This window comes from Candidatus Sulfidibacterium hydrothermale (assembly GCF_020149915.1).
Taxonomy (GTDB): Bacteria; Bacteroidota; Bacteroidia; order Bacteroidales; family F082; genus Sulfidibacterium; species Sulfidibacterium hydrothermale.
Genome location: NZ_CP083760.1, coordinates 2,870,291 through 2,884,223, shown reverse-complemented (window position 1 = coordinate 2,884,223; position 13,933 = coordinate 2,870,291). Strand labels below are relative to the sequence as shown.

9 protein-coding genes and 1 CRISPR repeat array are annotated in these 13,933 nt (G+C 39.8%); of the genes, 5 read left to right on the top strand and 4 right to left on the bottom strand.

Annotated features, from left to right (window positions below; translation table 11 throughout):
• Window positions 1-18 precede the first annotated feature (18 nt).
• On the bottom strand, window positions 19-1,353 hold the full coding sequence (locus LA303_RS11830) for a serine hydrolase domain-containing protein (RefSeq protein WP_240525589.1): 1,335 nt from the start codon (window positions 1,351-1,353) through the stop codon (window positions 19-21).
• A gap of 247 nt (window positions 1,354-1,600) precedes the next feature.
• On the opposite strand from LA303_RS11830, the gene cas9 reads away from it, so the two are divergent.
• From cas9 to cas2, 3 genes are read left to right on the top strand one after another with little or no spacing between them, the layout of a single operon-like run.
• A complete protein-coding gene (cas9, locus tag LA303_RS11825) occupies window positions 1,601-6,127 on the top strand; it encodes a type II CRISPR RNA-guided endonuclease Cas9 (protein ID WP_240525588.1) in 4,527 nt (1,508 codons plus the stop codon).
• Window positions 6,124-7,011 (top strand): type II CRISPR-associated endonuclease Cas1, encoded by an 888-nt coding sequence (gene cas1, locus LA303_RS11820; protein ID WP_240525587.1) that lies wholly within the window; start codon window positions 6,124-6,126, stop codon window positions 7,009-7,011. The genes cas9 and cas1 overlap by 4 nt, the downstream gene beginning before the upstream one ends.
• Window positions 7,012-7,015: 4 nt before the next feature.
• Window positions 7,016-7,357, top strand: coding sequence for a CRISPR-associated endonuclease Cas2 (gene cas2, locus LA303_RS11815; protein WP_240525586.1), 342 nt, complete (start codon window positions 7,016-7,018; stop codon window positions 7,355-7,357).
• A 145-nt stretch (window positions 7,358-7,502) separates the two neighbouring features.
• A CRISPR array of direct repeats spans window positions 7,503-8,384; the repeat unit is 46 nt; unit sequence GCTGTGCTTAATATTTCAAAGATACAAATTGAAAGCAATTCACAAC.
• A gap of 541 nt (window positions 8,385-8,925) precedes the next feature.
• On the opposite strand, the gene LA303_RS11810 is transcribed toward cas2, so the two are convergent.
• Entirely contained in the window at window positions 8,926-10,389 is a 1,464-nt protein-coding gene (locus LA303_RS11810) for a sulfatase family protein (protein WP_240525585.1), read from the bottom strand.
• A gap of 156 nt (window positions 10,390-10,545) precedes the next feature.
• On the opposite strand from LA303_RS11810, the gene nadB reads away from it, so the two are divergent.
• Entirely contained in the window at window positions 10,546-12,114 is a 1,569-nt protein-coding gene (nadB, locus tag LA303_RS11805; protein ID WP_240525584.1) for an L-aspartate oxidase, read from the top strand.
• A 2-nt stretch (window positions 12,115-12,116) separates the two neighbouring features.
• Complete coding sequence (locus tag LA303_RS11800; RefSeq protein ID WP_240525583.1) at window positions 12,117-12,635, top strand: gamma carbonic anhydrase family protein; 519 nt, start codon at window positions 12,117-12,119, stop codon at window positions 12,633-12,635.
• A 67-nt stretch (window positions 12,636-12,702) separates the two neighbouring features.
• Here LA303_RS11800 and LA303_RS11795 read toward each other — a convergent pair whose 3' ends face one another.
• Window positions 12,703-13,221 (bottom strand): OmpH family outer membrane protein, encoded by a 519-nt coding sequence (locus LA303_RS11795; protein WP_240525582.1) that lies wholly within the window; start codon window positions 13,219-13,221, stop codon window positions 12,703-12,705.
• A gap of 111 nt (window positions 13,222-13,332) precedes the next feature.
• Window positions 13,333-13,893 (bottom strand): OmpH family outer membrane protein, encoded by a 561-nt coding sequence (locus LA303_RS11790; protein ID WP_240525581.1) that lies wholly within the window; start codon window positions 13,891-13,893, stop codon window positions 13,333-13,335.
• Window positions 13,894-13,933: the final 40 nt, after the last annotated feature.

Below are 13,933 nucleotides of genomic sequence, written 5' to 3'. Positions count from 1 at the left end.
ACCGGTTACGGTTTTCGTTTAATGAAAAGCATCTAAAATCCGGGTCAGGAATTTGTTGTAATCAAATTCTCCGTGGCCGTTTAGTCCCATCCGCACCACAACCAGATCTTTTGACGGAATGATGTACACCCGCTGACCATGGAAACCGTCGCAATAATAAATGTCCGGATATCCTTTGATTTCATGGGTTCCTTTATTCAGCCAAAACTGGGCGCCGTATTGGTCTTGTGATTTTCGTGCCGGTGTGTGGGCATATTTTACCCAGCCTTTGGGAAGAAGTTGTTTTCCCTGCCATTTGCCATTTTGCAGATAGAGCAATCCGAACCGGGCCCAGTCGCGGGGCGTGGCAAAGGTATACGACGATCCCACAAAATTTCCACTGGCGTCCGTTTCCAGTACCGCCGAACGCATCCCGATTTTGTTGAACAATGCTTTCCGCGGAAAATTCCAGTATTGTTGGTCGTTGCCTATGGTGCGGCGGATAATCTCCGAGATGATGTTGGTGTTTCCCGACGAATAGTACCAAACCGAATCCGGCGGATAAATGGCCGGATGCTGAATGGCAAATTCCGCCATGTTTCCTTTTCGATACAGCATGATGGTAACATCGGAAATATCGCCGTAATCTTCATTCCATTTCAGTCCGCTGCTTTGGTGCAGAAGGTCGGCCAGCCGGATATTTTTCCGCGCGTCGTTTTGCCACTCTTTGATGGGAGCCGGAGCATTGACCTTCAGTTTCCCCTCTTTTACCAAAATACCAATGAGCGCACTGGTAATGCTTTTGCTCATCGACCAGCCCAATATCCGGGTGTTTTTATCAAATCCCGGAGCATATTTTTCACGCATAAAAAGGGTGTCATAAGCCACAACAACGGCTCGGGTATTGCCGGCGTTGAATGCCGAATCAATGGCTGCCTGCAGCTTTTTTATGTCCACAGCCGGCGGAAGGGTGTCGCGCATTTTGTCGCCCATAGGCCAGTAAATATTTTGTGGATTTTTAGGAAGAACCGGTTCCGTCATTTTTTGTTGCATCACTTTGTTGATGTCGGCATCGGCTACCAGCGTACAACCGAGTCCCTGGCGGTAAACCGCCACCTGTTTAGCCATGCCGAGAAAAGTACCCGTTACCCGTTTGTGTTTTTTGTCAATGACGTTGTGTGAAAGGTTGACCGGAAAAAAACTCAAGTCGTGTTTTTCAATGTCTTTTTGGGTGCGATGAGTCAGAAAAGTCCACGAAGCCAGGTCTTTGGCCGCATATCCTGTAAAAATAGGTGCCCGGGCAATAAAATAATTGGCACCATAAGCCAGTGCAGCCACTACCACTACAAGTACAAGGTATTTAAATTTTTTCATGGTAAAACGGTTTAGAAGAGGTTCAAAGATAGAAAAATCGGGGAAACGGGATTTTGTCAGGGAAAAAGAATTTTTTGTATCTTGCTTACCGTAAAACCCGTGCCCTGTAATGTTCCATATTTGTTCAAAACAAAAAGCGACCCGAATTTCTTCAGACCGCTTTGAATGTTTTCACAACGGAATAATCCTTATTGTGAATTGCTTCAATTTGTAACACCAAAGATAAGAAATATTTTAAAAAGAGATCATGAAAAAGATTTTAGGCTTGGATTTGGGAACCAACAGTATTGGTTGGGCCCTGATTAATTTGGATTTTGACAATCAACAGGGATCCATTCAAAAAACCGGAAGTCGAATAATTCCTATGGATCAAGCGCAATTAACTGATTTTGCATCGGGTAATTCTATTTCACAAACAGCTGAACGTACGAGATACAGAGGAATAAGACGACTTTATCAAAGGAGTAACTTGCGAAGAGAACGTTTGCACAGAGTGTTAAAAATATTGGATTTTTTGCCGGAACATTATAAAAATGCTATTGATTTTGAGAAACATCCGGGGCAATTTCGATATGAAGTGAAGATAAATTATCAGAAAACCATATCCGGAAAATATGAATTTGTTTATATAGATTCTTTTAAGGAAATGGTTGATGATTTTAAGAGTAGGGGACTAAATATAAAAATCCCATACGATTGGACGATTTATTATCTCCGCAAAAAAGCACTCACTCAAAAAATTTCCAAAGAAGAGATTGCCTGGTTATTGTTGAATTTCAATCAAAAAAGAGGGTATTATCAACTTAGGGGAGATGAAATAGAAGAAAATGATGAAAAAGATGAAAAATATTATGCTTTAAAAGTAATTGATGTCAAAGAAACAGAAGATAAAAATGCTAAAGGGATTTGGTACAATGTAATTTTGGAAAACAACTGGGTTTATAAAAGGCTGAGCAAAGAACCTCTTACCAATTGGATTGGGAAAACCAAAGAATTTATTGTCACAACTACTGTAGGTAAAGATGGTACCTTAAAAAGAAGTTTTCGTTCACCAAAAGAGGATGACTGGAATTTACTGAAGAAGAAAACAGAACAGGATATTGAATCTTCGGAAAAACAAGTTGGAGAATACATTTATGACGTGTTACTTCAAAATCCAGCTCAAAAAATACGAGGAAAATTGATTAGAACAATTGAACGAAAGTATTATAAAACTGAATTACAGAAAATACTGCAAACCCAAATATCCTTTCATCCGGAGTTACAGGATAAAAATCTGTATGAAGCTTGTTTAAACGAACTTTATCCTCACAACGAAGCGCATCGGCAAAATATTGATGATAAGGGTTTTCAGTATCTTTTCTTGGAAGATATTATTTTTTACCAACGCCCTTTAAAAAGTAAAAAATCAACAATTGCCGGATGTCAGTTTGAGACCAGAACTTTTAAAAAAACAGAAACAGATGTGATAACAGGGATTGAAAAGGAGATAACTGTTACCGAACCTCTTAAAGCCATAGCCAAATCACATCCTTTGTATCAGGAATTTCGGTTGTGGCAATTTCTGAAAAACCTGAAAATTTATCAAATTAATGACGACCAAGGAAAACTGATTGATAAAGACGTTACCAATGAATTGTTTCAAACAGAAGCCGGTTGGACAGACCTGTTTGATTTTCTGAGTGTAAGAAAAGATGTTGAACAAAAAAATATTATCCAATACCTGATTACAAAGAATCTTATCGACAAAAAACAAAAAAACAATTATCGATGGAACTATGTTGAAGACAAAAAATATCCGGCTAATGAAACAAAAATGCTTTTTTTATCCCGTTTGAGAAAACTTTCCCATTTAAATGCAGATGAATTTCTTACGGATGAAATTGAGCAACAACTTTGGCATTTGATTTATTCTATTAAAGATTTGAATGAGTATGAAAAGGCGCTCCATACTTTTGCAAAAAAACATAATCTCGACGAAGAGGCATTTGTGGAAAATTTCATAAAATTTCCCTCATTCAAAAATGAATATGGAACCCTCTCCGAAAAAGCGATTAAAAAATTACTGCCCTTGATGCGAATGGGAAAATATTGGAGCGAAGATGCTATAGACCGGGTTACAAAAAACCGGATAGAAAAAATATTAACCGGAGAATTTGATGAAAAAATTCAGGACAGAGTTCGTGAGAAAACAAAAGATTTTACAACAATTAATGATTTCAAAGGATTACCGTTGTGGCTGGCTTCCTATGTGGTTTACAACAGACATGCGGAAAGCGGGAACATAAAACCCTGGAAATCACCGGAAGATATTGATAAATATTTACGTGAATTTAAACAACATAGTTTGCGTAACCCGATTGTAGAACAGGTAGTTACAGAAACATTGAGAACCGTACGGGATATTTGGGATTATTATGGAAACAGTAAAGAAAATTTCTTTGATGAAATTCATATCGAATTGGGACGAGAAATGAAGAACCCGGCTGAAAAGCGGAAACAAATAACCCAAAAAATTATTGAAAATGAAAACACTAATCAGCGGATAAAAGCAATACTACAGGAACTGAAAAATGAGGGAATTCCGGAAATTAAGCCCTATTCGCCAAGTCAGCAGGAAATATTGAAAATATATGAAGAAGGTGTTTATCAAAATCCTAATGCCAAATATGATGAGGTTTCCGAAGATGAAATTGAGAAAATAAGAAAAGCCTCTTCTCCCACAGTTTCTGAGATTATACGTTATAAATTATGGCTTTCGCAGGGGTATATTTCTCCCTACACGGGAAAAATAATACCGTTAAGCAAACTTTTTTCAACTGATTATCAAATCGAACACATTATCCCGCAATCGCGTTATTTCGATGATTCCATGAGTAATAAAGTAATTTGCGAGAGTGAAGTTAATCAGCTAAAAGATAACCAAACTGCGTATGAATTCATTAAAAATCATGGAGGTGAAAAAGTTGACCTGGGGCAAGGGAAAAGTGTAGAGATTTTTAAACTTGATGATTATGAAAATCATTGTAATAAATATTTTAAAAAGAACCGTACAAAGTTAAAGAACCTGTTAAGCGAAGATGTCCCTGAAGGCTTTATTAATCGTCAGCTAAATGATAGCCGTTATATCAGTAAACTAATAAAGGGTTTGTTGAGTAACATTGTCCGACAGGAAGATGAACAAGAAGCGGTTGCCAAAAATATTGTTACTCTTACCGGAAGTATAACTTCTGTTCTGAAACAAAACTGGGGCTTAAATAATAAATGGAATGAGATTATTGCCCCTCGGTTTAAACGATTAAATGAATTAACGGGTTCTAACAACTTTGGTTTTTGGGATTTCAAAATCAATGCTTTTCGCATACAAGTGCCGGATGAAGTTTCCAAAGGATTTAGTAAAAAAAGAATTGATCACAGGCATCATGCTTTAGATGCTTTGGTAATAGCCTGTTGTACAAAAGATCATATCAATTATATTACATCATTAAATACCCAGAGAGAAAATTATAGTCTTATATCCAAATTGAGAATTGTTGAAAACGTTGAAAAAATCGATCCTCACACCGGTGAAATAAAAAGCCGGAAAGTAGCTAAAGCATACAAACTGCCCTGGCCGACTTTTCCTATGGATGCAAAAAATGCACTGGAAAAAACAGTGGTCAGTTTTAAACAAAATATCCGGGTTATCAATAGGTCAAAAAATAAAACATGGCAGTGGGTAGAAAAAGATGGAAAACTTAAAAAACAACTTGTACAACAAACAAAAGGAGACAACTGGGCGATTAGAAAACCGCTGCATAAAGAGATGGTTTCGGGTAAAGTGTTGATTAATAAAAAGAAGAAAGTTTCCCTAAAGAAAGCCTTTGAAAATCCGGAATTGATAATTAACCAACAGATAAGAAAGGCGATTCAGCAGGTTAATGTCGAAGACCGGATACATTACTTTAAAGAAAATCCCCTTCAAATTAATGGGAAAAAAGTTACACATGTATCTGTTTATACTGAGGCAACGGCAGTAAGAACTCCTCTCTCTGAAATAAAAAATTATAAGCACATTGAAAAAATTACCGATAGCGGAATAAAAGAAATACTTATTCGTCATTTGCAAAATTTTGTGGGTGAAAATGGAAAGGCGAATTTTGATGCCGCTTTTAGTCCAGAGGGTATCGACGAATTAAATAAAAACATCAAACAACTCAATGGCGGAAAAAAACATCAACCCATTTACAAGGTTCGTTTATTTGAAGAAGGGAATAAATTTGCTGTTGGGACAAAAGGAAACCGAAGTAAGAAATATGTGGAAGCGGCAAAAGGAACCAATCTCTTTTTTGCGGTTTATCTTGGTGAAAACGGTAAACGAAATTTTGAAACGGTTCCGTTAAACGAAGTCATTGAACATCAAAAGCAAACTGCCCATTTACCCAAAGACAAGAGAACGCCGGTTCTGGTAAAACCCGAAAAAGGGGAGTTTCTTTTTACACTTTCTCCCAACGATTTGGTATATGTTCCTACAGAAGAAGAACGGGAAAATCCGGCATTGGTTGATTTTAAAAATCTGAAAAAAGAACAAGTAAATAGGATTTATAAAATGGTAAGTTGTACAGGAAATCGTTTGTATTGCATTCAAAACAACATTTCAAAACCAATTTACAATAAATTTGAATTCAGTAAATTAAACAAACTGGAGTTTGATTTAAATAATTTTTCGATTAAAGAACGTTGTTGGAAACTTAAAACCGACCGGTTGGGAAATATAATTCAGGTAACAAGATGATCAAACGCACCCTTTATTTTGGCAATCCCTGCTATCTGTTCAAAAATCAAAATCAACTGGTGGTGGAATTAGAGAACGGAGAAAAGAAAACGGTTCCTATCGAAGATATCGGCATCATCATTCTTGATCATTATCAAATTAAAATTACCCAACCGGTTTTGCAAGCATTGGTGGCAAATAATACTGCTGTTTTGGTCAATGATGCTGCGCATCTTCCTTTGGGACTGATGTTGCCGATGGCTTCACACAACACGTACACCGAAAAATTACATTTTCAGGTAAATGCCACTAAACCACTTAAGAAGAACCTTTGGCAGCAAACCATAAAACAGAAAATCCGCAATCAGGCCTCGTTACTTCGGCAGGAAGGAGTGGATACCGAAAATATGGACTATTGGGCATCGCAAGTAAAAAGTGGTGATCCGGATAATTACGAAAGCCGGGCGGCTGCTTATTATTGGCGGACACTTTTTGATGTTCCGTTTAAGAGAGAGCGATTTGGTATTCCACCCAATAATTTACTGAATTACGGCTATGCCATTTTACGGGCTGTGGTAGCTCGTTCGCTGGTTGCCAGCGGAATGTTGCCGGCTCTCGGTATTCATCACCGCAACAAATACGATGCTTATTGTCTGGCTGATGACATTATGGAACCTTACCGGCCTTATGTTGATCGTGTTGTATTATCAATTACGGACAGAGAAGATTTTGAAGGAGAATTAACCACCGATGTAAAACGAAGATTGTTGCAAATTCCGGTTGTTGACGTCACGATCAACGGAAAAAGCGGACCACTTATGGTAGGGATGCAACAAACCACGGCTTCGCTGATGCGTTGTTTTGAAGGGGGAATTAGAAAAATTAGTTATCCCGATTTCGACTAATGTCATGAACTCGCTGTCAAAACTTAACCAATACCGGATTATGTGGGTTTTTGTGTTTTATGATTTGCCGACCGAAACCAAAAAAGACCGGAAAAATATCGCCTTGTTTCGTAAAAAATTACAACAAGACGGTTTTACCATGTTGCAATTTTCCATTTATGTTCGTCATTGTAACAGCCGCGAAAATGCCCAGGTACATATCAAACGGGCTAAACTTTCGCTACCTCCAAAAGGCGAAGTGATCATTTTTACCTTAACCGACAAACAATTCGAAATGATGGAATTTTTCCGTGGGCCAAAAGAAACGCCGGCACCCGAAACGCCACAGCAACTGGAACTCTTTTAAAAAAATCCGGCAAAACAGTTTTTATTTTACCGGATTCAGGAATCAAAAAAGCGCTTTTCCTCTTTAGATTCCGGTTTTGCACGGCTTTTTTTCGTTCTGAAAACAAACATAAAAGACTAATAATCAATCCGATTAAGGCCATTATGCTGTGCTTAATATTTCAAAGATACAAATTGAAAGCAATTCACAACAAACCGGTTATTTCTTGTAAAATTGGCTGAGCTGTGCTTAATATTTCAAAGATACAAATTGAAAGCAATTCACAACGTAATTTGGAATTTCCCGCGGACAAAGGGTGCTGTGCTTAATATTTCAAAGATACAAATTGAAAGCAATTCACAACATCTGGCCGTGTGCAACGCCGCCGACGGCGGCTGTGCTTAATATTTCAAAGATACAAATTGAAAGCAATTCACAACTTATCACAGCATCCAACATTGGCAAATCAAGCTGTGCTTAATATTTCAAAGATACAAATTGAAAGCAATTCACAACTTATCATCACTTTTTAAATCGTCAATAATTGCTGTGCTTAATATTTCAAAGATACAAATTGAAAGCAATTCACAACTCTCCTTCGGGCATCGGTTTTTCGGGTTCCGCTGTGCTTAATATTTCAAAGATACAAATTGAAAGCAATTCACAACGATTAAGATATTTGTAATAATCTTTTTCTAGCTGTGCTTAATATTTCAAAGATACAAATTGAAAGCAATTCACAACTGGTGTTAATAGTTTCCGGTAACTCTTCTTGCTGTGCTTAATATTTCAAAGATACAAATTGAAAGCAATTCACAACCAAAAACGCCGGAAATAAAATTTCGTACGCGCTGTGCTTAATATTTCAAAGATACAAATTGAAAGCAATTCACAACACCACGTCAGAAACAATGGCACCAAAACCGGCTGTGCTTAATATTTCAAAGATACAAATTGAAAGCAATTCACAACAGCCTTCGAGTCGTTGAATAATCTTACGCTGCTGTGCTTAATATTTCAAAGATACAAATTGAAAGCAATTCACAACAGAACGTTATCGCTTTTTGAAATCAAACCTGCCCGACTGTGTCATTCGGGCGGAGATACAAATTGAAAGCAATTCACAACCGTTTGTTCCGGTGTCAATGTTCTTGATCTACAGTGCCAATATTTCAAATCTGCCCGACTGATATCGTTCAGGCGGGGATACAAATTGAAAATTACACCAATACAAAGATATTAATTCTGTTTCATTAAGCAAGGTTGTTTCTTCTTTCAGGTCGGATAAGACCTGAAAGATGGAAGACGAACCGTTCCAACCGCAAATTGATATGGCCACTTTTCAGGTTTGACCCAACCTGAAAAGTGAAAATACATCCTTCTCTCACAACAAAAACTCCTTTGATTTTATGTGTTATTTATCAAAAAGTCGTTTGAATTTGTGTATGTCTTAAAACAATTTCTCTTTGTGGTACTTGGTGATATACTTTGCGTTCTTTCGTGGTGAAATACAAAAGCTTCCAATTTATACCGGTTGATTACAGCTTTCCTAAACAGTTCTCTTCCGGCTTCAGACTTCCCGCTATTGTTCATTCAACTCTTCCCGGAGGGCGTCTGTTTTTTCCTTTTTTACCGGTCAGGTCGTCGCCGAGGTCTTCGCGTGCTTTATCGGCCACTTTTTGCAATTCAGCCACAACCTGCGGGTAAAGTGCTTTTACATCGTAACGTTCTCCCGGGTCGCGGCGCAGGTCGTACAGCGCCAGGCCGGTAGAATCCCAATTGTATTTTCCCGGCATGCCGCCTGTGCCGGGCAAAACCCCTTCGTACGAGCGATAGGTATGCGGAAACACCAGCTTCCAATGGCCTTTTCGAACGGCTTCAAGACTGTTGCGGCGGTAATAGTAATAGAAAACTTTTCGCGGGTTGGCCTTTTTATCCCCCAGCAAAAGGGGCAGAATACTCACTCCGTCGATTTTCAGTTTGGGCAGAGGTGCGCCGGTTATCTCGGCCAGTGTCGGTAAAATGTCAATGGTTGACGACAGTTTGTTACAGATGGTACCCGGAGGAATTTTTCCGGGCCAGCGGGCAATCATCGGTTCACGCTGACCACCTTCCCAACTGGTTCCTTTGCCTTCGCGCAAACCGCCGGTTGATCCGGCATGATCGCCAAAATTGAGCCAGGGACCGTTATCGCTGGTGAAGATGACCAGCGTGTTATCTTCCAATCCGTTTTTTTTCAGTGTTTTAAGAACTTCTCCCACTGACCAGTCCACTTCCATCATCACATCGCCGAAAATTCCCTGTTTGCTTTTCCCGCGGAACCGGTCGGTTACCCCCAAAGGAACATGAACCATAGAGTGTGCAATGTACAGAAAGAAAGGTTTATCCTTGTGGCGGTTAATAAAATCAACGGCAAAACGGGTATAATAATAAGTCAGCGAATCCATATATTTCATTCCCCGGATTTCTTTTATCTTTTTATTCCCCTTTATCAGCGGAAGTTGCGGGTATTTTTTCTTCCAAGGCCTTTTTGAATTTTTGCCGATAGGCCGGCCGTCATATTCGTAGGGCCACATGTCATTGGAATAGGGCAACCCGAGAAACTCATCAAAACCGTGCTGCAACGGCAGGAATTTTTTCTGCCATCCCAGGTGCCATTTTCCTGTCATTCCGGTAACATATCCTTTCTTTTTCAGCATCTGTGCAATGGTGGTTTCTTTGTCGGATAAACCAATTTTGGAAAAAGGCATTAAAGCACCGACTATTCCGATTCGGTTGGGATAACAACCGGTTAAAAGACCGGCCCGTGAGGCACTGCAAACTGCCTGAGCCGCATAAAAATTGGTAAATCGCATGCCTTCGGCCGCCAACTGGTCGATATTAGGCGTTTGATAATTGATGGCGCCGTAACTTCCCACATCGCCATAACCCATATCGTCCATAAAAATGAGTACAATATTGGGTAGCTTGCTTTTCTTTTTTGCCGGGATATTTTGGCATCCGAAAGAAATCAGGATAAGCAAAACGCTCATCCAGCGCGCGGTTTTTGTCATGAGATTTTTCATGGTTTTGTAAAGGGGTTGATTAACAAAGGTAAAGATAAAAATTTCCGTATTTACGGGGGGAATTTGATGGGAAAGAATTTATTGTTAGTTTTTCACAATATAGCCGTTTTTAAGAGGTTTTGCTTTACCTTTGTAAAAAAAAGCATGAAACGCAAAGTCGATTTTCTGGTCATCGGTTCGGGCAGTGCCGGACTGATATTTGCTTTAAAAGTAGCCCCTTACGGAAAAGTATTGGTTCTTACCAAAGACAAAATGGAATATACTGCCACTTCGTTTGCCCAGGGAGGCGTGGCTGCCGTAATGTATTCGCCCGACAATTATGAGAAACACATTGCAGATACGCTAAAGGCCGGTGCCGGTATCAACGATAAGGAGATTGTCAAAATTACCATTACCGAAGCGGCTGACCGGGTGAAAGAACTGATTGAATGGGGAACCCAATTTGATAAAGAATCTTCCGGAAAGTATGCTCTGGCCCGTGAAGGTGGTCATTCGGAGTACCGGATTTTACATCATCAGGACAATACCGGTTTTGAGATTCAGCGGGCATTAAGCGAAAAGGCCAAACAGCATCCGAATATCGAAATTCTGGAAAATTATTTTGCCATCGACCTGATTACCCAGCACCATTTGAACGAGGAAGTTAACCGCAGAAGAACGGATATTGAGTGTTACGGGGCTTATGCCATGAACATGAATAGCAATGAGGTGGAAACGATATTGGCGAAAGTAACTATGGTGGCTACCGGAGGTATGGGAAATATTTACCAGACCACCACCAATCCGCTGGTGGCTACCGGCGATGGACTGGCCATGGCTTACCGGGCAAAAGCACATCTTGAAAATCTGGAATTTGTTCAGTTTCATCCCACGTCGTTATACAATCCGGGCGAAAAGCCCTCCTTTTTGATTACGGAAGCCCTGCGGGGTGCCGGAGCGGTTTTGAAAACAAAAAAGGGCAAACCCTTTATGAAAAAATATCATGAGTTGGGATCGCTGGCTCCGCGTGATATCGTGGCCCGTGCCATCGACAACGAGATGAAACTCTCCGGGGACGATTATGTGTATTTGGATGCTACACAGATCAGTAAAAATGAAATTTTACATCATTTTCCGACCATTTATGCCAAATGTCTGAGCATTGGTATTGATATTACCAAAGAGATGATTCCGGTGGTACCGGCGGCACATTATTCCTGTGGCGGCATCAAAACCGATGCGCATGGGCGTACAACCATCCACCATTTATTTGCTGCCGGCGAAGTGGCCTGTACTGGTTTGCATGGGGCAAACCGCCTGGCATCTAATTCGTTGCCCGAGTCTGCTGTTTTTTCACACCGGGCTGCAGTAAAAGCGGCTGAAGAGATTAAAGAAATTCCGTTTAACGAAGCGGTTCCCGAATGGGATGCCAAGGGCCGGGTGCTGAATGAAGAGATGATCCTGATTACCCAGTCGAAAAAGGAGTTGCAGGCTATTATGAGCAGCTATGTGGGTATTGTTCGCTCGAACCTGCGATTAAAAAGGGCTTTTGACCGGCTGGAGATTTTGTATAAGGAAACCGAAGATCTGTATGAAAAGTCAATCGTCTCCAAAGAAATTTGTGAGTTGCGTAATATGATCAATGTGGCTTATTTAGTGATTAAGATGGCCATGAACCGGAAAGAGAGTATTGGTTTGCATTATTCCATTGATTATCCTGAAAAAAAGAAATAACTATGGCTTTGATTAAAACAGTACGCGGAAAGACGCCGCAATGGGGAAAGCGTTGTTATCTGGCTGAAAATGCTACGTTAACCGGAGATGTTGTTATGGGTGATGATTGTAGTGTGTGGTTTCAGGCTGTATTGCGTGGCGATGTGCATTATATCCGGATAGGTAACCGTGTAAATATTCAGGATGGTGTTATCATCCATTGTACTTATCAGAAGTATCCGGTAAATATTGGTGACAATGTATCGCTTGCTCATGGGGCCATTGTGCATGGCTGTACCATTCATGATAATGTATTGATTGGGATGGGAGCTATCGTGATGGATAATGTGGTGATTGAAAGCAATTCGATTATTGCTGCCGGTGCTGTAGTTACGAAAAACACAGTGGTTCCTTCGGGAAGTGTTTTTGCCGGTACTCCGGCCAAAAAGATTAAAACCATTGATGCCCGGCTTACCGAAGAAGAAATTAAACGGATTGCAGATAATTATTCGATGTATGCTTCGTGGTATGAGGAAGAGTAAAGCCGGATAGTTCCATAAAAAAAGCCTGCTGATCAGCAGGCTTTTTTTATGGTTAAAAGTTCTTTAACTATTTCAATCCCAGTTTCTTTTTTACCAACGGAGTAACATCATCGCCGTTAGCGTAAAACAACACTACGCCTTGTGAAACATCAAGGATGTAAGTATAATGATACTCTTTTCCTACCGCATCAATAGCATTTTTTACTTTCGTAATGATGGGCTGAAAGAGTTCTTGTTGTTTTTTCTGAACATCTTGGTCAGCAGAAGCCTGGAAAGCCTGGATGCGCTGTTGCAGGTCTGAAATTTCTTTTTCTTTGGTTTGGCGGATCAGATCAGACATGGTGCCTACATTACTTTGATAATCTTGCACTTTTCTCTGATATTCCTGTGCCATAGCCTGCATTTGTTTTTGCAACCCGGTAGCATATCTTTTTACCTGTGCCTGGGCGGAATCAGCTTCCGGCATCATGCCCATCAGCTTATTTGAATTAATGTAGCCGATTTTCAACGGGGTTTGGGCAAATCCAACTCCGGAAATAAAAAGAACGGCTGCCAAAAGTAAAATTCCTCTCTTAATTGTTTTCATTTTGTGAATATTGTGATGAATAATTATTGAACCTATTGAGCCGCAAATGTAAAAAAATTTAAATAACCTGTGTCATAAAATTCGTTAAATAGAAAAAAATAACATCCCGTTTTACCGGCCATTACCTGCATGATTTGTCTGCATTACTTTTCCCAGCTCATCTAATACGGCATCGCTGATGTCATATTTCGGATTACCATACAAAAGGGTAGGACTGCCGGCTTTGTCAAAAACAAAGGCAATATTTTCGGTTGTGGCTACAGTTTGAATGGCATTGTACACCTTTTCCTGAATCGGTTTGATGAGTTCTTCCCGTTTTTTGAAAAGTTCGCCACCCGGACCAAAATACTTTTTCTGTAATTCTTTTACTTCATTGTCTTTGGCTACGATGGCATCTTCCCGTTTTTTCTTTACATCTGCCGGAAGCAGTACGGATTCGGCCTGATACTTTTTGTACATTTCACTAACCTGTTGGTGTAGTGCGGCAATCTGTTTTTGCCATTTGGTTGAAAGTTCATTCAGTTCGTCTTGTGCATCAGTATATTCCGGAATGTTGTTCAGGATATATTGGGTGTCAACAAAGGCACTTTTTTGTGCATGGACATCCTGGCTCCGGAAAAGGAACAACAAGATGAACAGGGCAGAGACAAGGGGAAAAATGGTCTTTTTCATAAGGCAAAAAATTTGTGTTCGTTTTATCGGTTGCAATAAG